The 23,359-nt window shown below is 65.8% G+C and carries 22 protein-coding genes, 1 tRNA gene and 1 other RNA gene; 14 read left to right on the top strand and 10 right to left on the bottom strand.

Annotation, left to right across the window (positions count from 1 at the left end):
• Positions 1-34 precede the first annotated feature (34 nt).
• Positions 35-1,147: a glycosyltransferase family 4 protein gene (locus tag AC1DDG_RS04405; RefSeq protein ID WP_476875068.1), complete on the bottom strand. Its 1,113-nt coding sequence runs from the start codon at positions 1,145-1,147 to the stop codon at positions 35-37.
• A gap of 254 nt (positions 1,148-1,401) precedes the next feature.
• Between AC1DDG_RS04405 and AC1DDG_RS04400 the strand changes: the two genes are divergently transcribed.
• On the top strand, positions 1,402-2,127 hold the full coding sequence (locus AC1DDG_RS04400; RefSeq protein WP_230118736.1) for a DsbA family oxidoreductase: 726 nt from the start codon (positions 1,402-1,404) through the stop codon (positions 2,125-2,127).
• 62 nt (positions 2,128-2,189) lie between these two features.
• Complete coding sequence (locus AC1DDG_RS04395; protein WP_476875067.1) at positions 2,190-2,840, top strand: TetR/AcrR family transcriptional regulator; 651 nt, start codon at positions 2,190-2,192, stop codon at positions 2,838-2,840.
• A gap of 11 nt (positions 2,841-2,851) precedes the next feature.
• Here AC1DDG_RS04395 and AC1DDG_RS04390 read toward each other — a convergent pair whose 3' ends face one another.
• Both AC1DDG_RS04390 and AC1DDG_RS04385 read right to left on the bottom strand, forming a co-directional pair.
• On the bottom strand, positions 2,852-3,526 hold the full coding sequence (locus AC1DDG_RS04390) for a LytR C-terminal domain-containing protein (protein ID WP_230118734.1): 675 nt from the start codon (positions 3,524-3,526) through the stop codon (positions 2,852-2,854).
• Complete coding sequence (locus tag AC1DDG_RS04385; protein WP_476875206.1) at positions 3,519-3,818, bottom strand: type II toxin-antitoxin system VapB family antitoxin; 300 nt, start codon at positions 3,816-3,818, stop codon at positions 3,519-3,521. Before AC1DDG_RS04385 ends, AC1DDG_RS04390 begins: the two co-directional genes overlap by 8 nt.
• Positions 3,819-3,966: 148 nt before the next feature.
• Here AC1DDG_RS04385 and AC1DDG_RS04380 point away from each other — a divergent pair, with 148 nt between their 5' ends.
• On the top strand, positions 3,967-4,899 hold the full coding sequence (locus tag AC1DDG_RS04380; RefSeq protein WP_230118733.1) for a Cof-type HAD-IIB family hydrolase: 933 nt from the start codon (positions 3,967-3,969) through the stop codon (positions 4,897-4,899).
• A gap of 78 nt (positions 4,900-4,977) precedes the next feature.
• Positions 4,978-6,615 carry a stealth family protein gene (locus tag AC1DDG_RS04375; RefSeq protein ID WP_230118732.1) on the top strand — a complete coding sequence of 546 codons (1,638 nt, stop codon included), beginning with the start codon at positions 4,978-4,980 and terminating at the stop codon, positions 6,613-6,615.
• A gap of 79 nt (positions 6,616-6,694) precedes the next feature.
• Here AC1DDG_RS04375 and AC1DDG_RS04370 read toward each other — a convergent pair whose 3' ends face one another.
• The 3 genes from AC1DDG_RS04370 to AC1DDG_RS04360 form a co-directional block, all read right to left on the bottom strand.
• Positions 6,695-7,609, bottom strand: a complete 915-nt coding sequence (locus AC1DDG_RS04370) for a phosphodiesterase (protein WP_230118731.1) — start codon at positions 7,607-7,609, stop codon at positions 6,695-6,697.
• Positions 7,610-7,782: 173 nt separating this feature from the next.
• Positions 7,783-8,172 carry a hypothetical protein gene (locus AC1DDG_RS04365; RefSeq protein ID WP_476875066.1) on the bottom strand — a complete coding sequence of 130 codons (390 nt, stop codon included), beginning with the start codon at positions 8,170-8,172 and terminating at the stop codon, positions 7,783-7,785.
• A gap of 51 nt (positions 8,173-8,223) precedes the next feature.
• Complete coding sequence (locus tag AC1DDG_RS04360) at positions 8,224-9,726, bottom strand: M23 family metallopeptidase (protein WP_476875065.1); 1,503 nt, start codon at positions 9,724-9,726, stop codon at positions 8,224-8,226.
• 159 nt (positions 9,727-9,885) lie between these two features.
• Here AC1DDG_RS04360 and AC1DDG_RS04355 point away from each other — a divergent pair, with 159 nt between their 5' ends.
• Positions 9,886-10,794 carry an oxygenase MpaB family protein gene (locus AC1DDG_RS04355; protein ID WP_476875064.1) on the top strand — a complete coding sequence of 303 codons (909 nt, stop codon included), beginning with the start codon at positions 9,886-9,888 and terminating at the stop codon, positions 10,792-10,794.
• A gap of 64 nt (positions 10,795-10,858) precedes the next feature.
• Here AC1DDG_RS04355 and AC1DDG_RS04350 read toward each other — a convergent pair.
• Positions 10,859-10,946, bottom strand: a tRNA-Ser gene (locus tag AC1DDG_RS04350).
• 136 nt (positions 10,947-11,082) lie between these two features.
• On the opposite strand from AC1DDG_RS04350, the gene AC1DDG_RS04345 reads away from it, so the two are divergent.
• The 5 genes from AC1DDG_RS04345 (at position 11,083) to AC1DDG_RS04325 (ending at position 17,094) form a co-directional block, all read left to right on the top strand.
• Complete coding sequence (locus tag AC1DDG_RS04345) at positions 11,083-11,406, top strand: hypothetical protein (RefSeq protein WP_476875063.1); 324 nt, start codon at positions 11,083-11,085, stop codon at positions 11,404-11,406.
• Positions 11,407-11,466: 60 nt separating this feature from the next.
• Positions 11,467-11,563: signal recognition particle sRNA small type (ffs, locus tag AC1DDG_RS04340), an RNA gene on the top strand.
• Positions 11,562-14,912 carry a DNA polymerase III subunit gamma and tau gene (locus AC1DDG_RS04335; RefSeq protein ID WP_476875062.1) on the top strand — a complete coding sequence of 1,117 codons (3,351 nt, stop codon included), beginning with the start codon at positions 11,562-11,564 and terminating at the stop codon, positions 14,910-14,912. Before ffs ends, AC1DDG_RS04335 begins: the two co-directional genes overlap by 2 nt.
• 100 nt (positions 14,913-15,012) lie before the next feature.
• The gene (gene recR / locus AC1DDG_RS04330) at positions 15,013-15,612 is read left to right on the top strand and encodes a recombination mediator RecR (RefSeq protein ID WP_476875061.1); all 600 of its coding nucleotides are present in this window, start codon (positions 15,013-15,015) and stop codon (positions 15,610-15,612) included.
• 123 nt (positions 15,613-15,735) lie between these two features.
• Positions 15,736-17,094 (top strand): aspartate kinase, encoded by a 1,359-nt coding sequence (locus AC1DDG_RS04325; RefSeq protein WP_476875060.1) that lies wholly within the window; start codon positions 15,736-15,738, stop codon positions 17,092-17,094.
• A gap of 131 nt (positions 17,095-17,225) precedes the next feature.
• On the opposite strand, the gene AC1DDG_RS04320 is transcribed toward AC1DDG_RS04325, so the two are convergent.
• Positions 17,226-17,468 carry a hypothetical protein gene (locus tag AC1DDG_RS04320; RefSeq protein ID WP_476875059.1) on the bottom strand — a complete coding sequence of 81 codons (243 nt, stop codon included), beginning with the start codon at positions 17,466-17,468 and terminating at the stop codon, positions 17,226-17,228.
• Positions 17,469-17,539: 71 nt separating this feature from the next.
• Positions 17,540-17,734 (bottom strand): hypothetical protein, encoded by a 195-nt coding sequence (locus AC1DDG_RS04315; RefSeq protein WP_476875205.1) that lies wholly within the window; start codon positions 17,732-17,734, stop codon positions 17,540-17,542.
• A gap of 114 nt (positions 17,735-17,848) precedes the next feature.
• Here AC1DDG_RS04315 and AC1DDG_RS04310 point away from each other — a divergent pair, with 114 nt between their 5' ends.
• The gene (locus AC1DDG_RS04310; RefSeq protein WP_230118721.1) at positions 17,849-18,361 is read left to right on the top strand and encodes a MarR family winged helix-turn-helix transcriptional regulator; all 513 of its coding nucleotides are present in this window, start codon (positions 17,849-17,851) and stop codon (positions 18,359-18,361) included.
• A 153-nt stretch (positions 18,362-18,514) separates the two neighbouring features.
• On the opposite strand, the gene AC1DDG_RS04305 is transcribed toward AC1DDG_RS04310, so the two are convergent.
• Positions 18,515-20,941, bottom strand: coding sequence for a S8 family serine peptidase (locus AC1DDG_RS04305; protein WP_476875058.1), 2,427 nt, complete (start codon positions 20,939-20,941; stop codon positions 18,515-18,517).
• A gap of 243 nt (positions 20,942-21,184) precedes the next feature.
• Here AC1DDG_RS04305 and AC1DDG_RS04300 point away from each other — a divergent pair, with 243 nt between their 5' ends.
• From AC1DDG_RS04300 to AC1DDG_RS04290, 3 genes are read left to right on the top strand one after another with little or no spacing between them, the layout of a single operon-like run.
• A complete protein-coding gene (locus AC1DDG_RS04300; RefSeq protein WP_476875057.1) occupies positions 21,185-21,850 on the top strand; it encodes an SSI family serine proteinase inhibitor in 666 nt (221 codons plus the stop codon).
• A 13-nt stretch (positions 21,851-21,863) separates the two neighbouring features.
• A complete protein-coding gene (locus AC1DDG_RS04295; RefSeq protein WP_476875056.1) occupies positions 21,864-22,856 on the top strand; it encodes a 3-methyladenine DNA glycosylase in 993 nt (330 codons plus the stop codon).
• Positions 22,853-23,227 carry a serine protease inhibitor gene (locus AC1DDG_RS04290; RefSeq protein WP_476875055.1) on the top strand — a complete coding sequence of 125 codons (375 nt, stop codon included), beginning with the start codon at positions 22,853-22,855 and terminating at the stop codon, positions 23,225-23,227. The genes AC1DDG_RS04295 and AC1DDG_RS04290 overlap by 4 nt, the downstream gene beginning before the upstream one ends.
• Positions 23,228-23,359 lie beyond the last annotated feature (132 nt).

Here is a 23,359-nt window from a genome sequence, read left to right as displayed (position 1 = left end):
TCCTTTCCTACGGGCAGTTGCGGCAATGCAAGACTCAGATTCCAGCAGGCCCTCGATTTCCTACTCCGCGCCCCAGAGGATCCCGCATCTGATTCTCGTGCACCGCCCCCGGATCCGGAACCCCGAAAGACTGCCCCTGCTCCAGAACGCTGGCGAACAGCTCCAAATGATCAGCAACCATGCGGGCAGAACTGAAGCGCTCCGCTACAGAGGCCCGGCAAGCTTCCCGGCTGAGTGACGCCACGCCCAGCAGAAGCGCCGGCAGTTCCGCCAAGGAAGCCAGAAACCCGGTGACACCGTGGTCCACGACCTCCGGAGCCGAGCCAACCGGAGTGCCCACTACCGGTGTCCCCGTGGCCAGGGATTCGATCATGACCAGGCCGAACGGTTCCGGCCACTGGATGGGATTTAGGAATGCGACGGCGTTGCCCATGAGCGCGTACTTTTCGTCGTCCGTGATCTCCCCCATGAAGTCCTCGTTGGGGCCCAAGAGGGGCTTCACGACTTCCCGGTAAAACCGCAACTCATCGGGTTCGCGCATCTTTGCCGCGATGCGCAGGGGAATTTCTGCCTTCCGGGCAATAGCGATTGCTTCAACCAAGCCCTTGTCCGGGCACACCCGCCCCACAAAGCACGCGTAGCCCCCCTTGCCGGTGCCCGTGGGGACCGTGGACAGGTCCAGCCCGTGGTGGATTACCCGTGCGATCGGCACGTCCGGCGCATGCGTGACCTGATCGCGGGAAATGGCGATGATGCTGGCGGTCCTCCCAACGGCCCGGTAGATGTCCGCCGCTGCGGGCGTCAGCCGGCCGTGGATCGTCGTCACGACCGGGACAGAGGAGGGGCGATGGGCGTACAGCGGACCGGCCATCGTGTGGTCGTGGATCAGGTCCACACCCCGCATGCCCTGGTACGCCCGTATCACGTGGCTGAGCTCCGAAAGGGTGGACCCCAGCTCGGCAGGTTCCGAAACCCTCATCCCCGAAACACGCGGGACCGGGCATTCGCTGTCGGAGGGAACAGCCAGCAACACCTCGTGCCCCGCAGCCGCAAAACCACGGGCAAGGCTGTCCACCACCCTCTCGGTGCCGCCGTAAGAGGGCGGAGGAACGGGAATCCAGGGTCCCGCAATAAGTCCTATCCGCATTCCCCGGCCTCCCAGGTGACAGAGCAGACGGCCCCGCACAATGGCTGCGGCGCCGTCCTCGGCGCATCGGGGCAGAACTAACGATGGCGTTCGGATGAAGAGCATCCGACGGCTGACTTCATAACCTACGTCAAACGATATTGTCCGCAGTGACGCCGGGCAAGGCTGGTAACTGAAGCTGTGCGCTGTGCGCTGTGGCCAAGCCAACAGTGCACGGCAGGAATGCCAGCGCGTGGGTTCAGGTTGTGGCAAGCATGAAGATTGAAATCTGGTCAGACGTCGCGTGTCCGTGGTGCTACATCGGCAAGCGCCGTTTCGAGGCCGCCCTGGCCGAGTTCCCGCACCGCGATGCCGTGGAGGTGCAGTGGCGGAGCTACCAGCTTGACCCTTCCCTGCCCGAGCACTACGACGGCACCGAGCTCGACTACCTCAGTACTCGCAAGGGCATGGCCCCGGCGCAGGTCTCACAGATGTTTGACCATGTGGCAGCTGAGGCCCGAGGCGAGGGGCTCAACTACCGGTTCGACGCCGTCGTGGTTGCCAACAGCTTCACTGCCCACCGGCTCATCCACCTGGCCGCCGCTCACGGGAAGCAGGATGCCGCCAAGGAGCGGCTCCTCAGCGACCACTTCGAACACGGCAAGGACATCGGCAGCCGCGAATACCTCACCGTCCTCGGCCGGGAGCTGGGCCTGGACGCCGTCGACGTCGCGGAGCTGTTCACTTCCGACAAGTACGCCGACGACGTGCGGCACGACTTTGCCGAAGCGCGCGCCCTGGGCATCAGCGGCGTCCCGTTCTTCGTCATCGACCGCAAGTTCGGGCTCTCCGGCGCCCAGCCGTCCGCAACGTTCAGCATGGCGCTGGAGCAGGCGTGGCAGGAATCGCATCCGCTGGTGATGGTCGCGGCCGACGCCGGGACCAAGGACGCCGGCGCAAACGGCGGCGAGGCATGCGGTCCAGACGGCTGCGCCGTCTGATTCTCGGATTGTTCGGGTGTCGGCGCCCGGGGTTTACTGACAGATCGCGGTAAAGTGTCCGTATGCCCCGGATTTCGGCCCCCAGCAATGCTGCGCAGCGCGCCGAGACCCAGCGCCGCATCCTGAATGCCTTCGGCGAGCTGCTCTTCACCCACGGACTGCCCGGGCTGACCATGACGGACGTTGCGCGCCATGCCGGAATCGGGCGGACGGCCGTGTACAACTACTACGCCGACATTGAAGAGCTGCTCATCTCGTACGCGCTCGTCGAAACGGAGCGCTTTCTGGCGGAACTGCGCGAGTCGCTCAGCCGCCTGGAGAATCCAGTGGACCGGCTCGCCCTGTACGTTCGCGCCCAGGTGGAGGACCTCAGCCGCCGCCACCTGCCGCCCGGACCGGCCATGGGCGCCGTTCTTTCGCCGGCGTCCTTCGCCAAGCTCGCCGATCACGTCGGCGGCCTGAGCGACCTCCTGCAGGACATCCTGCGCAGCGGCATGGACCAGGGCTACCTGCCCGTGGCAGACGTCCGGCAGCAGGCCCAGCTGATCCACGGAACACTGTCCTCCAGCGCGGCCCGCGGAAGCGAGGAGCCGGACGACCTGGAGGAAAGAATTTCAAGGACAGTGCGCTTCATCCAGTTGGGTTCCGGTGCAAGGTTCGACGACGGCGGCCGCCCTGTCCCGCTCGGCGGGCGGCCCGCCGTGGCCGGCTAGGCTCCCGCCGTTCAGGGCTTGACGCTTGGCGTGGGTACGACCGGCAACGGGGCATCATCCGCGATGCGCCTGCTTTCCCGCGGGCAGCTCAGCTTGCCAGGGGTCTGGTCCACCAACTCGGGCTTGGCCAATCCCCGGTAGTCGCCGGCCAGGATCACGTCAACGCTGGCATCCGTGCGCCCGTCCTTGAAATAGTCGGACCCCGGGACGTTCCGCTGGACGGTGAAGGCCGCAGCCTGGCCGGCGGCACCGGACACCACGGCGGCCACGCCCCGGTAACCTGTTTCGGTGTTACCCACCTTGCCGACGCCGAACTTGCGGACCTTGAACTCGTTGGCGGCCGACTTGGCGAGGCCGGCCCGGCTCGTGGCGTTGAAGACGTTGACTTTGACCTTGGCGTTAGGGGTGTAGTCAAACGTTGCGGCGGGGCAGGCCGAAGCCTTCGCCCCGCTTTCCTCGGTTCCAGGAATTTTGATTTGGCCGTTCATGATGCCCAGGGCTGCCAGGATCGCCCCAACGATCAGCGCAAGAAGCAAGATAAGCACCACGCCGTGCAGGATCCGGCGCCGCAGCCTGCCGGGGTGGTCGAGGGTGTCGTCCTGCTCCACGAACGTGGCCCGCAGCTCCGGACCCGTGATGACGCGGTGTCCATGCAGGACCGTGACGTCCTTGCGTTTTCTAGCCATCGATCACCAGCACACGGGCGTGAATGGCGGTGCGCTGGTGCAGTGCCGTCCGGACAGCCCGGTGCAGGCCGTCCTCCAGGTAGAGCGTGCCCTGGTACTGCACAACGTGCGGAAAGAGGTCGCCAAAGAAGGTGGAGTCCTCGGCCAGCAGGGCCTCGAGATCCAGAGTCCGCTTGGTGGTTACAAGTTCATCCAGCCGCACGGGCCGCGGCGGGAGCGATGCCCAGTCCTTGGGCGTGCTGAAACCATGGTCGGGGTACGGGCGTCCCTCGCCCACAGCTTTGAATATCACCATGCAAGCCTAAGCACCTTGCCTGTCCAAGGGAATGTGGAACCGGCCCGCATCGGAGGTTGTAGCCAAACAGTAACCATGTGTCACATCCGGCCCGGATTTGCCTGCCTCGGCGCCCCGGGCAGGCGGTGGCTGTCAGAATGGAGCCATGACTGCACCTCCCGCGAATGCCGCCGCTGCCACCTTAGGCGCCCACACGCCGTCGACTCCTCCCCTTGCCCTCCTCCTGGACGTCGACGGCCCCGTGGCCAGCCCCGTGACCAGGAACGTCAAGCCGGAAATCATCGCGGACCTCGTGGCACTGGCCGCCGCCGGGATCCCCATCATCTTCAACACCGGGCGCTCGGACGCCTTCATCCGCGAGCAGGTCATGGAACCCATGATCGCGGCGGGGATGCCGGCAGGAACGCTGATCCATGCCATCTGTGAAAAGGGCGCCGTCTGGTTCAGTTACACGGCTGCCGGCCCCGGCCCTGTCCATGTGGACCACGAACTGGCTGTCCCCGCCGCCTACGGTGACGATATTCGCCGGATGGTGGCGGAGGACTATTCCTCGCACATGTTCTTTGATGAGACCAAGCGCGCCATGGTGTCCGTGGAACAGCACATCGAGGTGCCCAACAGCGAATACCTGGCCGAGCAGCACCTGTTCGACGAGGAAGCCATGGAACTGATGGCGCGCCACGGCCTCGGTGTCGTGCGGCTGGACCACCACGCACCGAACTCCGACGACGAAGTCGACTACCGGGTGGACCCCACCATCATTTCCACGGACATCGAGTCCGTCCGGCTCGGCAAGGACCTCGGCGCGAGCCGGGCCGTGGAGCTCCTCGCGGCGCAGGGCGTCACGCCCCAGGCCTGGCGGACCGTGGGTGATTCCCGGACGGACTACGCCATGGCAGACTGGCTGCACCACAACGACCACCCGGTCAAGCATGTGGACGTCCGGCCCGCGGACGGAGTGCCGGTCAAGCCCTACGACATCCTCACCGCCACCGACCTGGGCCTGGATGCGACGGTCATCCACGACGACGCCGGAGCGGCTTTCCTTCGCAGCTGGCGTGAGGCGCTGGCGGGCTGAGCCCGCTCCCGCCGCTCGGCCGCACGCGCCACTCTGGGCGGCGGCACTGTTCTCCTGCAGTTTTTTGGCAGGACTATCATGCAAGTAAGAGCCCATCCCCTAGCAGCACGGAGAATCCCCATTACAGACGTAACGGTTCAGGACGACATCTATTACGGCGGACAGACTTCCGAGGATGTCCCGGTGCTTGCGGAAGTAACGTCGCCGGCCGCTGTTGCGCGCCTCAAGCACCGCCCTGACGTGGTCCGTCGCTCTGGCCGGTATGCACTGATCAACCAGAACCGCACGCCCTACCAGGCCATGGTGGAGGACCTGCTCTTCCTGCGGACGGTGCTGGCAGGCGCCAGCCTGGATTACCTGCTGGTCCGGGGCAACAACGACCGCCCTGTGATCGCCCTGGACTGGAAGAACCGCAAGAAGCTGCGGGCCGCCCTGGTTGAGGCGTGCCGCAACGAGCCGTTCTACTCCATGACCGTGGACGCCAAGAAGAAGACCTCCGTGCTCGTGGCGGACGGTGAACTTTCCACCAACCGTCAGGCGAGGATCTTCCGCTTGTACAGGCCCCGGGTGGAGCCGAACGGCGGTTTCGAGTTCGGCGCCTCCGCAGGCGTGCAGGTGGAGCTCTGGAGCTTCGAGGGCGACCAGCTCATCCTGCCGATCGAGAACTCGCTGACGCGCCGCACCATGCTGACGCAGGACGCCGTGCGGGGAACCGTTGAACGCTATGGCCACACCTGGCCCACCATCGAGAACATGTTCGCTGATCACGCGAGCGACATCAGCTTCGACATCGACCTGGTTTTCTCGTGGGTAGACGGCAGTTCTCCGGAGTACATCGCAGCCCGCAGGGCGCGGCAGACCGGCGCTGTCCTCGGTGAGGGTGACGACCACGAAGCGCGGTACCGGCAGATCAACGAGCTGAAGTACGCACTCCGGTCCGTCTACATGTTCGCGCCGTGGATCCGCCGCATCTTCATAGCTACGGACTCCCCCGCGCCCGAATGGCTGGCGGACCACCCGTCCGTGACGATTGTCCGGAGCGAAGAGTTCTTCGCCGATCCGTCCGTGCTCCCTACCCACAATTCCCAGGCCGTGGAATGCCAGCTGCACCACATCGAGGGTCTTTCAGAGCATTTCCTGTACTCCAACGACGACATGTTCTTCGGGCGTCCTGTGGGGCCGGACATGTTCTTCACCCCGGGCGGGATCACCAAGTTCATCGAGGCCGAGACCCGGATCGGGCTCGGGGACAACGCAGCCGAGCGCAGCGGCTTCGAGAATGCCGCCAGGGTGAACCGGAAGCTGTTGTGGAACCGCTTTGGCCGGATCACCACGCGCCACCTGGAGCACTCCGCCGCGCCCCTCAGGCGCAGCGTGGTGGCCCAGATGGAGCAGGAGTTCCCTAATGAATTCGCCAAGACTGCGGCCAGCACCTTCCGCGCGGCGGACAACATCTCCGTGACCAATTCCTTCTACCACTACTACGCGCTGCTCACCGGCCGTGCTGTCACCCAGACAGCGGCCAAGGTCAGGTACGTGGACACGACCCTCCGGGCGGGGTTGAACTATCTGCCCAAGCTGCTGGCTAAGCGCAACATGGACTTCTTCTGCCTCAATGACGGCAGCTTCCCAGAGGTTCCGGCCGAGGAGCGGGCCGAGCTCGTCACCGACTTCCTGGAGAAGTTTTACCCCATCAAGGCACCCTGGGAGAAGTAAGGGCTGGGACAAGTAAGGGCCTGCCGCGGCGATTGCGTCGCCGCGGCAGACCTGCCGCCTCGATGTCGGGCCCCTGGGGCTAGGACTTTGCGGTCAGGACCGGGCGCTTGGCATGCTCTGGGATGCGGACTCCGGCGGCCACGAGGCGCCGCTCGGATTCTTCGGGGCTGACGTATTCCCCCACCGTGGGCGCCGCGCCCAGCGGCACCACCGAATGGACGATGGTGTGCTCGTACACGTGCACCAGGTTAAAGGCCTGCCCGCCGTCACGGCCGCGGGTGCCTCCCACAGGGACGTTCAAGTCCTGGGTGTAACACGTGGCCGAGGCCACCGACACCGGGATACCGGCGAAGGTTGCAGTGGTGGAATAGTGAAGGTGCCCTGCCAGAATGGTCCGCACGTCCGAGTTGCGGACCACGGCAGCCAGGGCGGCCTGGTCGCGAAGCTCTACGAGCACGGACAGGTCAAGCACCGAGGGCACCGGCGGATGGTGCAGCGCCAGGATGGTGCCGTCCGGGGCCGGGGTTTCCAGCTGCGCGGCCAGCCAGTCCAGCTGGTCGCCGCTGAGCTCGCCGTGGTGGAATCCCGGCACGGAAGTGTCCATGGTGATGACTCGCAGGCCGTTGACGTAATAGCTGTGGTCCACGGGGTCATCATTCCCCGGCTGGTCCAGCAGACCGGCCCGGAAATTGGCGCGGTTGTCGTGGTTACCCATTGCCCAGATGACCTTGGCGCCCAGATCCCCGCACGCCGGTTCAACGATCGCGCGGAGTTTGGCGTAAGCCTCGGGGTCTCCCTTGTCCGCCAGGTCGCCGGTGAAAATGACGGCTTCCGGACGAGCGCCTGATGCCTGGACCTCGTCGAATAGCTGAATTAGGCGCGCTTCGCTGTCAACTGCGCCGTAAAGGGGGTCCGGACCTCCCAACAGGTGGGGGTCACTCAGGTGGAGTAGAAAATGACGTGGCCTGGGGTGCTCGGCCTCGATGAGCTCCATTGCTGCCTTCGCGGTAGTTAGGAAGCGGGCGCCTCCAGTGTTCCCTCTCAGTACGCTCCATCCAACCAGATAAAAAGCAAACTTTGGGGAAACTGAAGTTGGCATGTTGAAAAATTACGATGCCTGCCGCTTCTTGGCTAACGCTCCTCGCTTTCGTTTCATATTGGCGGTCATCATGCGATGGCCGCTTTCTTGGGTTTGCCGGAGGTCCGGTCACGCCGGATCAACGGCGGGGGCGAGCCGCCCCACATCTCCACCTTCACAGCTTGGTTCATGCGGAACTTCCAGGGGTTCCACCGCGCCGTGCAAGGCAGAATGCTCTTCTTGGATTTGGTCAACTCGCTGTACGCGGGGTGCTGTTCCTGGCCATGGAGATCTGTCCAGGCGGTCAGCGGGACTGTGACACCGAAGCCAACAGGCACTGTGTTCCCTGTAAAGCGTCCAAAATCAATGACGGTTCCGTCATTGAGTGTCGGCGGAATCGTGGGGAGGGAAGTTACATGGTGCTCTCTGGCCGGTCGCATGGTTGATATTAATGACAACGGTAATTGCAGCCGCTGCATTCCTTCGACCTCCTTACCGGCTGGAGCCGGACGGCGAACCCTGCCGCGCGATTACGGCGCGGCGGTGGGATCCGCCGTCACGGCAGCTTCAGTTCCTGCGGGCGCATCCGCAGGGGCTTCTTTTGTGACAACACTTGGATCAGCCGCGGAATCGACTGCTGCTGACGGCGTCGGGGCCGGCGGCTCCGTCGGCGTCGGAGTTGGCGGCTCGGTCGGCGTTGGAGCCGGCGTAGGCGCTGGTTCCGTCAGGGGTGTGGGCACTGACTCTGCGGGAGGCAGCGGATCCGCGGGAGGCGCCGGATCAGCCGGAGGTGTTTCCGGGGCCGGGTCTACAGGCGGGACCGGAGTCGGTTGCGGTGCCGGTTCAGGCGTCGGTGGGAGCGCCGGTTCCGGCGTCGGGATTGGCACCGGGGTGGGGGTTGGAGTCGGGGTTGGCGGTGGTACAGGCGTTGGGGTTGGAGTCGGCGTTGGTTTTGGTGTCGGCTTGGGCGTCACCGCGGGGGCGGCCGGCCTGGTGACAACATCCGGTTTGGGCGTCACACGGGGGCTCGGCGTTGCGACAACTTCTTGCGATGACGAACTGGTGAGCAGGGAAGGCCGCGAAGACCTCGCGACGGCACTCGGCTTCGGGTCGCTGCCCACCGCCGAAACAGCCGGTGAGGTGCCGCCGTCGTCCGTGCTTCCGTCAAGGAAGGGAATCGTCCAGCCTGCCATGCTCGGCGCGTCGGGGTCGAAGCTGGCCATAACGCCAGGCTTCAGGGACGCGACCTGCCGGATGGGCAGGAAGGTCCACTTCATCGGATCCTCGTGCTGCCCGTCCTTGATGACTTCGAAGTGCAGGTGGCATCCGGTGGAGGATCCGGTGGTACCGACCTCGGCAATCACCTCACCGACGCGGACGTGATCGCCCTTCTCCACGGCGATGCCCCGCAGGTGGTTGTACGTTGTGATCAGGCCATTTCCATGGTCGATCTCAACCCTGTTGCCGCCGCCCCACGGGTGCCAACCGGCCGCCCGGACCACGCCGGAGTCGGCAGCATAGACCCGGGTTCCACAGGCGGCGGCGAAGTCCTGGCCCCAGTGGAATTCTCCGGCCTCCCCGGTCAGGGGATTGTGACGCAGCCCGAACGGTGAGCTCGGAACCAGGTCTTCGAGCGGAGCCATGAGGAAGCCCTTGCCGGGACGCTTCAGAACCGTCGACGCGACTCCGGGTGTCTGCGGTTTGGCGCCGGTTTTTGCCGACGCACCACGGGCAGAACTGCCCCCGGGTGTCCGGCCGGAAGGTATTTTTGCAGCGGAGTCGGCGGCTGCCCCGTCCACTTCATGCCCGTCGGGGACGCTGTCCGGGTCAAGCAGCGCCGGGCCTACTGTGCCCGAGGGAGGCGTCAGTGCGATGGTGGCCGCAGCAGGCTGCGGGACCGGACCGGACGGTCCCTGGAATCCGAAGGCGAAGACGGAGAACCCCACGACCACCGCAGCGGAAAGGCTCCGCAAGGCAATCCGGCCCGGGCCGTTTACCCTCGGTGCGTGTCGGTATCCCCCATGAGCTGCCACAGAATTCTCCTGAAATTGGACCCGTCAAACTCCTGTCTCGACGAGCGCGTCCTCCATTGTGGCCACAGGCACGAGCAGGGGGAAACCCCCTAAAACGGGGGGTAAGCACCGGCCCAATATAGGTTTAGGGGGCCCAGGCCGGGTGCGCGAGAATAGAACATGCGCAACTTCCCCAGGGAATGGCAGGCAGAAGTTAAGCGGACCCTCACGGGAAGCCCTGACGCGCCGCCGGAATGGATGCAGCTGTTCGCCGAGGGCGACGACGCCGGCTATTTCCTGCCGGGATCCGCCGTCTGGGCTGTCCACAGGGGCATGCCCACCCTGGTCGCAGGAATCCGGGCACTGCTCATGCAGTCGCTTCATCCTGGCGTCCTCGCCGGGGTCCACGACCACTCCAGATTCCGCGAGGACGCCCTGGGCCGCCTCGCCCGGACAACCCGCTGGATCCACGCCGTCGCTTACGGGTCCACGGCCGATGCACAGGCTGCGACCAGCTCCGTGCTCCGTATTCACGAGTCAGTTCGCGGAACGTACGTGGACGGGACGGGCGCCGCCCGGGACTATTCGGCCAACGATCCTGAGCTGCTCACTTGGGTGCACGTCACCTTCGTCGATTCGTTTCTGGAGGCACACAAGAGGTGGGGCGGCCCCATTCCGGGCGGACCCGATGCCTACGTCCGTGAGTGGGCGCAGGCAGGCCGGCTGATGGGCATCAATTCTCCACCCCTCAGCGAGACCGAGCTGAAACGGGAGCTGGACGCGTGGTTTGCAACGGGCGCTTTGCGCGCGGACCAGAGGGTTGCCGAGACCGTGGCCTTCATTCGGAATCCGCCGTTGCACCCCTTCCTGAAGCCCGGATACCGGGTGCTTTTCCAAGGAGCGGTGCTCAGCCTGGAACCCCAATACCGCGAGATGCTGGGACTGCGGCAGGCGCGTCTTGGCCCGCTGCCCCTCCCGGTGAAGCTGGCTACCAGCGCGACTCTCGCCGTCGTGCGCCTGGCGCTGGGCCGGATGAGTCCGAGCGAGCGCGCCGCCCGGCAGCGGATCCGAAAGCTGGGAGCTCCGTAATTTGGGAGGGAAGCCCGAATACACGAAACCCCGGTTCCGACAATGTCAGAACCGGGGTTTACGATGGCGGAGAATGGGGGATTTGAACCCCCGAGGGCGTTAACCCAACACGCGTTCCAGGCGTGCGCCATAGGCCGCTAGGCGAATTCTCCAGTTGCTTCTGAATCAAAAGCAGATACTAGAATACCCGAACTTTCCGGCATCGCCCAATTGAGTGGATTAGGCCCTATTTTTCGCCGTGGTTGTTCGGCCGTGACGGGCCGGTACGCGGCTGGCAGGATGGGTGTCATGTCGCAGCTCCGCGCCCTTGTCGTGTATGTTCCCGAGTCACATGCCGAGGCCCTGATGGCCGCCGTCGGGGACGCGGGTGCCGGGCGGCTTGGCCACTATTCGCATTGCTCTTTCACGTCGCCGGGAACGGGGCGGTTCACGCCCCTGAGCGGCTCCCGGCCGTTTCTCGGCACGGAAGGTGTGCAGGAGATGGTGCCTGAACACCGGATCGAGTGCGTGGTGGATGATGCCGTGCTCGACGCCGTCGTACGTGCACTGCGGGCGGCCCACCCCTACGAGGAACCGGCGTTCATGACCTGGCCGGTGAACGGGCATCGGTAGCCGGCGTGGGGGCGCTCCCGGGCCGATTCGGGGCACGCCGAAACTTCGGGTAAACTGTCTGACGGCCCCTCATGTGGCGTCATCCTGTTGAACTCCCCCAGGACCGGAAGGTAGCAAGGGTAGACGGGCTCTGGCGGGTGCATGGGGGGTCTTTTATGTCAGTCCCGATTGGTAGGGTTTTCTCTGTGACTGTTACTACCGCCCTTTACCGTAGGTACCGCCCCGATTCGTTCGCGGACGTTATCGGGCAGGAACATGTCACGGAGCCGCTCATGACGGCCCTGCGCAAAAACCGCGTGAACCACGCCTACCTTTTCTCCGGACCGCGCGGCTGCGGCAAGACCACTTCGGCCCGCATCCTGGCCCGCTGCCTCAACTGCGCGGAAGGTCCCACAGACACCCCCTGCGGCGTGTGCCCCAGCTGCATTGAACTGGCCCGCGGCGGCTCAGGATCACTCGACGTGATCGAGATCGACGCCGCCAGCCACGGCGGTGTTGACGATGCCCGGGACCTCCGGGAGCGGGCTACCTACGCCCCCGTTCGGGATCGCTACAAGATCTTCATCATCGACGAAGCCCACATGGTCACCTCGGCAGGCTTCAACGCCCTGCTGAAAATCGTTGAAGAGCCGCCGGAACACATCAAATTCATCTTTGCCACCACCGAGCCGGACAAGGTCATCGGAACCATCCGGTCCCGCACGCACCACTATCCCTTCCGGCTGGTGCCGCCGGAACCGCTGATGGCGTACCTCGAGCTGCTCTGCAAGCAGGAAAACGTTCCCGTGGCGCCAGGCGTGCTGTCTCTGGTCATCCGCGCGGGCGCAGGCTCTGTCAGGGATTCGCTGTCGGTTCTTGACCAGCTCATGGCCGGAGCCGGACCCGACGGCCTGGACTACGAGCTCGCCGTCGCGCTCCTTGGCTACACCCACGCTTCGCTCTTGGACGATGTGGTTGAGGCCATTGCCGCCTCCGATTCCGCGACCGTTTTCCGGGCGGTGGACCGTGTCATTCAGACCGGGCATGATCCCCGCCGCTTCGTCGAAGACCTCCTGGAACGCTTCCGGGACCTCATCATCGTCCAGGCCATGCCGGAAAGCGCACAGTCCATCCTTCGGGGCACGCCGGCCGACCAGATCGCGCGGATGCAGAACCAGGCGCACAACTTGGGCGCCGCCGAACTGTCGCGGGCAGCCGACGTCACCAACACCGCCCTGACGGAGATGACCGGCGCCACCTCCCCGCGGCTGCACCTCGAGCTGCTTTGCGCCCGCATCCTGCTGCCCAGTTCGGAACAGACCGAACGCGGCATTGCGGCGCGGATCGACCGCGTGGAGCGCAGACTCAATTACGCAGGTAACGACGTCGGCGCTCCGGCGGCCACTGCTCCCCCGGCCACTGCTCCCGCGCCCGCTGCTCCCCCGGCACCGGCCGCTGCTCCCCAACCGGCCGCTGTTCCCCCGGCACCGGCCGCTGCTCCCCAACCGGCCGCTGTTCCCGCGCCCGCTACGACGCCGGCCCCTTCGACCGCCGGGACTGCCACTCAAGCGCCAGGCAGCCACCCACCGGCTGTCCCGCAGGTCGGCACGCCGGCAGAGCGGGAGACCATCGCTGCACCCCGGATCAGCACCAGCGACTGGCCGGTGGAAGAACCGCAGCCAGGCGTCCGCAGGCCGTCCTCCGATTCGGCTGCCGGCACCGGACGCGAGCCCGTTCTGCACGCCCAGCCAAAAGAACCCGCTCAACCCGCGCAGGCTGCCCCGCCCTCCTCCGGCGTCGCGCCTGCGCACGCTGCGGAGTCACGCCCGGAAGCGGCGCCCTCAGCACCTGCTGCAACTCCGGCCACTGCCCCTCGCGCAGCAGCTTCAGCGCCTGCGGGTGCAGCCGCCGACGTCGAAGTGCTGCGGCGTGCATGGCCGGAGATCCTGCAGACGCTCACGAAAATCAAGCGCAGCACCTGGGCGCTTGTGGAGCCCAACGCCCAGGTTGGCCAGTTCGACGGTCAGGTGCTGACGCTGGTCTTCACGACGCCCGGGCTGGCGGGAGCCTTCGGGCGCGCCGACCATTCCGAGAACCTGCGGCAGGCCATCCACAAGACCATCGGCATCGACTGCCAGATCACTGCGACGGCAGGCGGATCCAATAGCGCAGCGAGCTCTGACCCAAACCCAAAAGGGCCTACTAGCCGGGACATCCCGGCTACCACCGCGGATGCGGACTGGGGGCTGACCCCGGCCATGCCTCAATCCGCGCGGGAACCGGAGCGGCAGGTGCAAGCGCCGGCAGCGGCATCGGCCGTTTCGCCCGGTGCGGCTTCCGCGGTGGTTCCGTCGTCGGCTTCAACCCCACCAGCCTCGCCTGCTGGCGGGTCAGGCTGGACGCCGCCCCCTGGTCCGGCACCCGCTCCAACCGCCCCGGATCACGGCACCGGCAGTCAGCCTTCGCCCGCTCCTGCGGCCACCGCTTCGCTGCAGCCCGCCGACGCCGGCCAACCGGACGACGCCGTGTCATCAGACGCCGTGTCATCAGATGGCCTGCCATCAGGCGACGCTGGCCAGCAATCCGGTGCCGGACTTGGCGGCTCCTACTCCTACCCTGACGACGACTGGGGTCCGCCCCTCGACGAGGACGCCCCGCCCCTGGACGAAGAACCGCCCATGGACTGGGAGCCTTCGCCCCAACGTCAGCAGCACAATGCTCCGTCGTCGCAGGATCTGCCGCGCCAGGCTGCCGACGCGGTATCGGCACCGACTGGGCACCCGGCACCAGCTGAACGCGCCGAACAAAAGGACGGACCCGGCCAAACTGACCGCCAGTCAGTGCCCGATAACTCCGGCGACCCCTGGACGCGTGCCGTGGAACAGGCCCCCGGCGTGTGGCTCATTGGCTCCGAAAGCAATGTGGGCAAGTATTCGGGCGAAACCGCGGATGGAAGTGGGCAAACGCCGCCAGCAACAACTGCACCGCGCTATGAACCGGCAACGGCTCAGGTGCCCCCGGCGGAACCGGTCCAGGCGGAACCGGTCCTGGCAGGCGCTTCGGTGTCCACGCCGGCTGCGGTCGACGCCCACGTTCCGGCACAGGCTCAATCCACCGAGCCTGAAGCAGGCACGCCAGCGTTCGCTCCTGCCTATGCCATGGCGTCCGCTCCGGTTCCGGCAGCCCACGCCACTGCATTCGCGCCAAGCGCGGCGCCCGCTTCACAGCCCCGCCCTGAGGCAGTCCCGGCTGCGTCGCCCGAGGCGGCACCTGTACTTCCCGCCAGCGGAAAGCTCAGCCTCTACCAGAGGCTGTCGAACAGCCCAGAAGCCGAAGCAGGGCGGGCGAAGGCACCGGCCCGCAAGGCCGACTCCGTGGCGTCCTACGTACAGGACATCCCCAGCGCGGACGACGAAACCATCGAGGAGTCCGGCGTGTTTGGCAGGGCCGCGGTTGAGCGTATTCTGGGCGGAAAGCTGATTGAGGAACGGTCACTGGACGGAAGTCCGCTGGTGCCCCGTTATTAGAACGGACTGCCCGCCCGCTCCGTCCGCTGTCCGTCGCCGGTCGCGCCGTGCCGGCGGCACGGGTTAGCGGCCATCTTCCAACCAAGTAATCGAGGACGTTGTGTACGAGGGTGCAGTTCAAGAGCTGATCGACGAGCTCGGACGCCTGCCCGGCGTCGGGCCAAAGTCGGCCCAGCGGCTGGCCTTCCACATTCTGGAGGCCGATCCCCAGGACATGAAGCGCCTCGCGGATGCCATCACCACGGTCAAGGAACGTGTTAAGTTCTGCACGGCCTGCGGCAACGTGACCGAGCAGGAGCTCTGTAACATCTGCCGGGACCCGCGCCGGGACCCCTCCGTCATCTGTGTAGTGGAAGAATCCAAGGATGTCCTGGCGGTGGAGCGTACCCGCTCTTTCCGGGGCAGATACCATGTGCTGGGCGGCGCGATAAACCCCATCGCCGGTATCGGTCCCGACCAGCTGCGGATCCGCGAACTCCTGACCCGCCTCAACGACGGCGCCATCCAGGAAATCATTATTGCCACCGACCCCAACCTCGAGGGGGAAGCAACGGCCACGTATCTTGCCCGGATGCTCAAGTCGATCGGCATCGCAGTGACACGGCTGGCTTCCGGCCTCCCGGTAGGCGGCGACCTCGAGTACGCCGACGAAGTGACACTCGGCCGGGCCTTCGAGGGCCGCCGCGACGCCCTCAGCTGACCGTCCGGGGTCACAATTCAACGCCCGCCGGGGGCGGCGATAAACTGGTCACATCAGTTACGCCGCCGCGCCGCAAGGCCGCCTGGCCTCCAGAACTCCGATTGATCCAGTGAAGGTGCACGCATGAGTATGCCCAGTACCGATGTGAAGACCGAGCCGCAGCCGCAGGAGCACGCCGTTAAGCCGGCCGCCACCGCCCAGCTCATCGTGCAGAAGTTCGGCGGCTCCTCGGTGGCCGACGCGGAGGGCGTCAAGCGGGTTGCCAAGCGCGTTGTCGACGCGCAGAAAGCCGGCAACGAGGTCGTTGTGGTGGTTTCTGCGATGGGCGACACCACGGACGAACTGCTGGATCTCGCTGCGCAGGTCACCGATTCCGCTCCGGCCCGGGAGATGGACATGCTGCTCTCCGCCGGCGAACGCATTTCCATGGCGCTGCTGGCAATGGCCATCAACAAGTTCGGCGCCTCCGCCCAGTCTTTCACCGGTTCCCAGGCCGGCATGATCACCGACGGCATCCACGGCAAGGCCCGGATCATCGATGTCGATCCGCACCGCATCCGGACGGCCCTCGACAAGGGCCATATTGCCATCGTTGCCGGCTTCCAGGGCATGAGCCGCACCACCAACGAGATCACTACCCTGGGCCGCGGCGGCTCGGACACCACCGCCGTTGCCCTTGCGGCCGCCCTGGACGCCGATGTCTGCGAGATCTACACGGACGTGGACGGAATCTACACCGCCGATCCGCGCGTGGTGCCATCCGCCCAGAAAATCGACCGCATCTCCAGCGAGGAAATGCTGGAACTGGCCGCGTCGGGAGCCAAGATCCTCCACCTGCGGTGCGTCGAGTACGCCCGCCGGTTCGGTGTGCCGCTGCACGTCCGTTCCTCATTCAGCCAGCACGAAGGCACCTGGGTCCTGCCGGGCGCCGACGACAAAATCAAGACTCAAGAGGGAGTTGCCTTGGAGCAGCCAATCATCTCCGGTGTTGCACACGACCGGTCCGAAGCCAAGGTCACCGTCGTGGGTGTTCCGGACATCCCCGGCAAGGCAGCCGCGATTTTCCAGGTGATCGCGGACGCGCACTCGAACATCGACATGATTGTCCAGAACGTGTCCACGCACGGGACCGGCCGCACGGACATTTCCTTTACGCTGCCCATCGTGGAAGGTGCAGACGCCCTCGCGGCCCTCCGGGCGGCCGAGCCGGAGATCGGCTTCGAAAGCATTGAGTACAACGAGCAGATCGGCAAGCTTTCGCTGATCGGCGCGGGCATGCGCTCCCACCCGGGCGTTTCGGCCACGTTCTTCAAGGCCCTGTCCGACGCCGGCATCAACATCAACATGATCTCCACGTCAGAAATCCGCATCTCTGTGGTGACGCACGCCGATCTGCTGGACGACGCCGTCCGGGCCATCCACAAGGCGTTCGACCTGGACAGCGAAGACGAGGCAACGGTCTACGGCGGCACAGGCCGCTAACCAAAGGCTTCAGGCACAAGAAAACGACTGCCGGTCTGGCTCAGCCAGGCCGGCAGTCGCGTTGGTCATGCGCCGTGGAGCGCGCCATGTTCAATGCGTCGTGTTCACTGCGCAAGTTTCAGGATTTCCCCCTACTGGAGATCGCTCTTGCGCACTGCGTAGTGATGGCCTTCGGAATCGGTCTCGACCTCAAACTGCGCCAGATCGTCTTCCGAGGCGTGCTCGAAGTCGTCATGCATGTGAACCACCGGCGCTGAGGAATCGCCTTGGGTGGCAGGGCCGAATACGAACCGGAGCCTGTCGGTCAGGTCCATAAAGCCAGCGAGTACATGTGCCACAAGTCCCACCTCCTTCCCTGAACGAAGGTCGAGCATCTGCTCTTCGTAACTGCCAGTGCCCTCATTTTACGCCGGGACTGCCGAAAAGGCCCCGGCCTCTTCAGCGCCTAGCGGAGGGACTTATCGTCCGGATTGCGCGGCACGACGTAGGTGCTGCCGTCCGGGCGGTGGACCGTTTCCCACTGCTGGGTTTCGGCCTCGCGCTGGGCGAGCAGCCTGCGGTTCTCCTCGGTCATGTCGTGCACCAGGGAACTCCGGTTCGCGGGGCCGAATATCGCCTTCAGCTTGCCGGTTGCCCGCATGAACCGTTGTGAAGCATTCTCTTTTGCCACGGTATCCACTTCTCCATTTCGAAGGCTGCTGCCAGAATCAACGATACACTAATTATTAGTGCACTAACTATTGAAGGAACGCTCATGACAGGGAACCGGAATGCCCCGGCAACGTACCCGGCCGCCGACGAAGCGGTCCACGACGCCGCTGCCGAATCCGTGGAGGACGATCTTCTGCTGGAACGCCAGTTGTGCTTCGCACTGACGGTCGCCTCACGCGGCGTCGTCGGCGCCTACAAGCCGGTCCTGGAGAGGCTGGGCCTAACCCACCCCCAGTACCTGGTCATGCTGTGCCTGTGGGAATCCAGCCCCCGCTCCGTCCGTGACATCAGCGAGGCACTTGCCCAGGAGCCCGCCACCATCTCCCCCCTCCTCCGTCGTCTGGAATCGGCCGGTTTCATCTCGAGGCGCCGCGTCGAGGGAAACGAACGGACCCTGGCCGTGGCGCTGACCCCCGCCGGAGCAGCACTGCGTCAACAGGCAACTTCGGTTCCCGGCACCATGATGGCCAAGCTGGGCCTCACGCGGGAACAGGTGGAGACGCTGCACCGCGCGATGATGGACCTCATCGCCGCAACCGGCGCCGCCCGGAGCTGAGCTCCGGATTTGGCCGGGCAACGGGATGACCCGCAAGAACGGGACAGCGCACGACGCCGGCACTCACCCCGTGAGGTGAGTGCCGGCGTCGTCCTTGTTAAGTGCCCGCCAGCCAAGTGTCCGGCAGCTGGACAGCGGCTACGGTGACGGCGGCTACGGGGCCACCGGCCGCACCGCCACCGGAGACCGCACGCTGTTATCGGACGATGTCCACGTCAGGGATCCGGTGGCATACGCATTCAGCGGGGCACCGGCGGTGGCGAAGGTGATGGTGAAGGTGGCGCTCTCCCCTTCTTTCAGGGTCACCTCTGCAGGGCTCACGGTTGCCTTGATGCCCGGAACGTCGACTGCGGCACTGTAGGTTCCCCCCTTCACCGCCGTGACCGTGCGCTTGACCGTCTGACTGCCGGCAAGGGCGCCGAGGGCAACCGACGGCACGTTGACGTCCTTTGCGGCCACGGGTGCTACGCCCAAGTCGATGCCCTGACCCTGGAGGAAGCCCATCCAGTCGGCGATCCCGGCGTCGTAAACCAGGCCCGGCGAGGCGAACTTTGACGGATCCACCTCGCCCGCGCCCTGGGCGAAGACGTCGTGAACCTCAGCACCGTCGGCGTTGACCAGGTCGTATGCGGTGGTCATGATGGCGGACTTCACGGCCGCCGGGGACCACTGCGGGTTTTTGCCGAGCAGAAGCGCACCGGATCCTGCGATGTGCGGCGCAGCCATGGAGGTGCCGGACAGGAACCCGAAGTTCTCGCCCTTGAAGCCGATCGGCGACACGGCGGCCAGGACGGCCACACCGGGCGCCGCGACATCCGGCTTCAGCAGGTCACCGTCGGACGCCAGCGTTGGACCGCGGGAGGAGAACTCAGCGATCTGCGGTACCGGCGGAAGTGCAGCACCTGTCGTGTCGGTGGCCTTGAGGCTGGCGGTCATTCCCGGATTGGCCGCGACCACGTCCTTGATCTTGGGGTCAGCAACGTGCACGGTCGGAACGCTGTGCAGGTCCGTATCCAGCGAGCCCGGCGTCACGTTGACCAGCACCATGCCAACGCCGCCAGCGCGCTTGACCTCATCGCTCTTGGCGGTGCGCGGGAAAATGCCGCGGTCGCAGACCACGATCTTCCCTGCGGCCTTGGCCGGATCCAGTGCGTTCGGGGCACACAGGGCAGCGTCGGCATCAGTGGCGGCGGCCGCTTTTACGGCCAATGCCAGGGCAATCGGCTTCGCTGCCACTTCCTCGCTCATCACACTCGCTCCGGCGAACTTGGCACCGTTGGACAATTCGGCCGTTCCGCGGAGCGAGCTGTCGAACGTGGAGGCGGCGACGCTTGTCAGCCACGGGCCGGCATGGTTCACCGTGCTGGCGATCGGGCCGGAGTTGCCCGCCGATGCCGCCACGAACACCCCTGCTGCGGCCGCATTGAGGAAGGCGAGGGAAACGGCGTCGACCGTTGAATTGTTGTTGCCGGAGATGGAGTAGTTCAGCACATCCACGCCGTCAAGGACGGCGTCCTGGATGGCATTGAGAATGTCAGATTCGAGGCATCCTGTGGTGTCCGGGGTCGAGCCTTCCCAGCACACCTTGTACACCGCGATCTTCGCCGCCGGCGCAACACCCGAGCTCGTCCCGAAGTCACGTCCACCGGCAGTCTGGGTGACATCGCTGTTTCCGGCGGCGGTGCTGCCTGTGTGCGAGCCGTGGCCGTTTACGTCAATCGGGGAGAACAGCTCAAGCGGAGACCGCAGTTCGGGCGGAACGGCCGCTTTGTAGGCCTTGTCGTAGAACCGGGCGCCGAGCACCTTGCTGTTGCACTCGGTTCCGTCGAATCCGTCACCGCTCACGCAGTCGCCCACGAACGTCCCGCCATTGGCCTTGCGCATGGCGATGACATTGCCCTGCAGATGGTACGGTTCGCCGACGTTGGGAGTTCCGGAGAGCGGCTCGACCGGATCGCCGGTGAAGAACGGGTTGTCCGGGGAGTATCCGGTGTCCAGCATGCCCACTACGACGCCCTTGCCCGCATCCGCCTCGCCACCGAACTGGTCGTGCCATACGCCGTCCCCGCCTGGGAGGCCGAGAAAATCGGTGCTGGAGTAATCCGGCTTGCGCAGGGCATCGGGGACGACGGCCAGCACGCTGGTGTCACCGGCGAGCCCCTTGGCCTGGTCGGCCGAAAGAACGGCGCTGAAGCCGTTGACAGCCAGGGTGAAGCTCTCATCAATCGTCACGCCCTTGGCTGCTGCCGCCCGCCGCTGCTTTGACCGGAGGTGCGCATCGTATTTGCGCGAGTTGGGCCCGGAGGGGTTCAGCTTCTTGCCCTTCGGAACGGCCGTGCCGGGTATCCCGGCCACACCGCCCGAATAGGTGGCCAAGGGCTTGTCCTTGAGCATCACGATGTAGCGGCCGTCGTCAAACGCCGATGTCCGGGAGCCGGCAATTGCCTGGCCCGAGGACGGTCCGGGTGCGGCGGACGTCGGCGCGGTGAGGCCCTGGCCAACAACCATGGCGAGGCCGACGGCAAGGACTGCCGGCAGCCGTTTGCTGAATCTGTGGCGGGAAATTCTTTGCGTGGTCATGGGGAGATGCCTTCCTTTGTTCAGGACCTGTAGACCTTCGGTCCCACGAACTGGACGCTCTGCCCCCCATGGGCGTCATCACTCTTTGGTTGTTGCCGCGCACCCGTCAATGTCAGAAAGATACCGCGGACGCCGCCAAGAATCGATACCCTTCCGTTAGCAATTGCCGGATACCGTTACCGGGCCGTTCCGGACCGCTGCAGACGCCGACGGTAGAATGGGAAAAACTTGAGGAGACCTGGCATGCGCAAGCAATTTATTTCTGTGCTGCTCGCCCTCGGAGCGATGGGCGGACTGGCTGCCTGCACCCCGGACACCGGAACCGGCCAGCCTTCGGCGACCACCGGAACCACCAGCGAATCCCCGGGCACTGGCACGCCTGGTTCGCAATCCCCGGGCGCGACGCCAGGCACCACCGCCCCCGGCACCACCACACCGGGCACGACCGCTCCCGGCACGGCCTCTCCGGGTACGACGGCTCCTGGCACCACGCCGCCCGACGCCGTGACCACAGTCCCCGCCCCGGCGCCGCCTGCCGCCGCTCCGCTGCCGTCCGGGCCAGGGACCGGCGACGCCGAACTCGCCATCACGGTGAAACCCTCGAAAGACGGAACTGCCGTCAACTACACGCTGGTGTGCAAGGACGGTGCCCCCATGTCCGAAAGCCAGCATCCCAAGGCGGCCGCCGCCTGCGCGGCGTTGAAGAAGAACGCGGCCATCCTGAACCAGCCTGCGCCCCGCAAAGACGTCTCCTGCACCCAGCAGTACGGTGGCCCTCAGGTAGCCACGGTCTCGGGTGTCGTCGGCGGCACTCCGGTGGAGGTCACCTTCACTTTGCGGAACGGCTGCGAAATCGGGGCCTGGAACGCCGCCCGGGACATCCTTGGTACTGCCAGTGGAGCAGTTTAGGTCCGTGCCCGGCGTGACGCTTCCGAGGCGGGATATTCAGCTTCAGGTGCTTCCCGCCGTTGACTGGCTGGAGATTGAGGCCGCGCATGCCAGGCGTGGGCGGCGCTACGCCGACCCCTACCTTGCCCGCCGTTCCGCCGGCCGCAAGCACCCGGTGGAAGACTTCCTGTTCACCTATTACACACAGAAGCCCGGCCAGCTGATGCGCTGGCATCCGGGAGCCGGCGTTGTCCTCTCCGGAGCGGAGGCGGCCCCGCGGAGGGACTGGAAGTATTACCGCGGGCTCGACGACGGCGAACTCGCCTTGTGCGGCCTGCCGCCCGGCAGCACCGCTGTCACGCTGGACCGCGACGCCTTTCTGGCCCGGCGCCGCGAAGCCCTGGTCTTTGCCCAGGTCATCTTGGCAGGCACCGCCGCCCGCCCGGCGCAGTTCGGCTGCTTCGGCCTGCACGAGTGGGCCATGGTCTACCGCCAGGACAAGTTTGAGCTCCGGCACGAGTACCTGAAGCTGCGGCTGGGCGAAGCCGGCACGGACAAGGTGGTAGAAGAAAACAGGATCCGCTGTTCACATTTTGATGCGTTCCGTTTCTACACCCCTGACGCCCTTCCGCTGAACGAACTGTCGCCGAGCAGGGAGAACCAGCTGTCCACGGAACAGCCCGGCTGCCTTCACGCGAACATGGACCTCTACAAGTGGGCCTACAAGCTCTCACCCGCGTTGCCGGGCGAGCTGGTGATGGACTGCTTCGAACTGTCCTGGCGGGTACGGGCCATGGACATGCAGGCCTCCCCCTACGACCTCGCCGAGTGGGGATATCCCCCGATCAGGATCGAAACGGCGGAGGGTAAGGCCAGCTACGTGGAGCACCAGCGCGCGTTCTCTGCTGAGGCCCAGATCCTGCGCGGCAGGTTGCTGGAGGCACTCAAGCCCCTCTTTGACTCCCTGGGCCCGGAACGTCCTTCGGAAGAATCCCCGCACGGTTCCCCGGCAAAGGAAGAAAAGTGAACAGCAGCGCTGAGCACCCAGACCTCGACCTCGACCTCACCGTCACCCTGAGCGAGGCGCCCGGCGGCCCGGACCACGTATTCACGCTGGTCCGCCGCGCCGGCGGCAACCCCGAGACAACGCTGCCTGACCCCGCGGGGGCGATAGCCGCCGTCGAACGCTTCGGGGAGGGGATATTCTTCCCAGTGCCCGGTCCGCCCAAACTCTGTACGCAGCAGTACGGCGGTCCGCAGGTGGCTGTGGTCACCGGAACTTTCGGCGAACGCCAGGTGCATGCGCGCTTTTCCCTGACGGACGGCTGCGAAATCGCCCGCTGGCGCGCGCTTTCCCCGCTGCTGGGCGGTGTATCCGGGTCGACGGGCGCCGTCTGAGGCCCTAACCGGGCCGGCGGTGGGCCACCGGCTTGGGCGGACGGCGCCGGTTAAACGGCAGTGGCCGGCGGTCTGCACCGCCGGCCAATGCTGTCAGGATTCCCCCAGACGGGGAACCAGGTTCCGGGACCT

Source organism: Arthrobacter sp. 10L430 (assembly GCF_056395245.1).
Note: the sequence above shows the minus strand (reverse complement) of the source record. Positions and strands in the feature narration are given on the sequence as shown.

Bases quoted from the DNA above. Each gene is read 5' to 3' on its own strand.
- AC1DDG_RS04405 (WP_476875068.1), bottom strand. From the start codon at position 1,147: ATGCGGATAGGACTTATTGCGGGACCCTGGATTCCCGTTCCTCCGCCC.
- AC1DDG_RS04400 (WP_230118736.1), top strand. From the start codon at position 1,402: ATGAAGATTGAAATCTGGTCAGACGTCGCGTGTCCGTGGTGCTACATC.
- AC1DDG_RS04395 (WP_476875067.1), top strand. From the start codon at position 2,190: ATGCCCCGGATTTCGGCCCCCAGCAATGCTGCGCAGCGCGCCGAGACC.
- AC1DDG_RS04390 (WP_230118734.1), bottom strand. From the start codon at position 3,526: ATGGCTAGAAAACGCAAGGACGTCACGGTCCTGCATGGACACCGCGTC.
- AC1DDG_RS04380 (WP_230118733.1), top strand. From the start codon at position 3,967: ATGACTGCACCTCCCGCGAATGCCGCCGCTGCCACCTTAGGCGCCCAC.
- AC1DDG_RS04375 (WP_230118732.1), top strand. From the start codon at position 4,978: ATGCAAGTAAGAGCCCATCCCCTAGCAGCACGGAGAATCCCCATTACA.
- AC1DDG_RS04370 (WP_230118731.1), bottom strand. From the start codon at position 7,609: ATGGAGCTCATCGAGGCCGAGCACCCCAGGCCACGTCATTTTCTACTC.
- AC1DDG_RS04365 (WP_476875066.1), bottom strand. From the start codon at position 8,172: ATGCAGCGGCTGCAATTACCGTTGTCATTAATATCAACCATGCGACCG.
- AC1DDG_RS04355 (WP_476875064.1), top strand. From the start codon at position 9,886: ATGCGCAACTTCCCCAGGGAATGGCAGGCAGAAGTTAAGCGGACCCTC.
- AC1DDG_RS04345 (WP_476875063.1), top strand. From the start codon at position 11,083: ATGTCGCAGCTCCGCGCCCTTGTCGTGTATGTTCCCGAGTCACATGCC.
- AC1DDG_RS04335 (WP_476875062.1), top strand. From the start codon at position 11,562: ATGTCAGTCCCGATTGGTAGGGTTTTCTCTGTGACTGTTACTACCGCC.
- AC1DDG_RS04325 (WP_476875060.1), top strand. From the start codon at position 15,736: ATGAGTATGCCCAGTACCGATGTGAAGACCGAGCCGCAGCCGCAGGAG.
- AC1DDG_RS04320 (WP_476875059.1), bottom strand. From the start codon at position 17,468: ATGCTCGACCTTCGTTCAGGGAAGGAGGTGGGACTTGTGGCACATGTA.
- AC1DDG_RS04315 (WP_476875205.1), bottom strand. From the start codon at position 17,734: ATGCGGGCAACCGGCAAGCTGAAGGCGATATTCGGCCCCGCGAACCGG.
- AC1DDG_RS04310 (WP_230118721.1), top strand. From the start codon at position 17,849: ATGACAGGGAACCGGAATGCCCCGGCAACGTACCCGGCCGCCGACGAA.
- AC1DDG_RS04305 (WP_476875058.1), bottom strand. From the start codon at position 20,941: ATGACCACGCAAAGAATTTCCCGCCACAGATTCAGCAAACGGCTGCCG.
- AC1DDG_RS04300 (WP_476875057.1), top strand. From the start codon at position 21,185: ATGCGCAAGCAATTTATTTCTGTGCTGCTCGCCCTCGGAGCGATGGGC.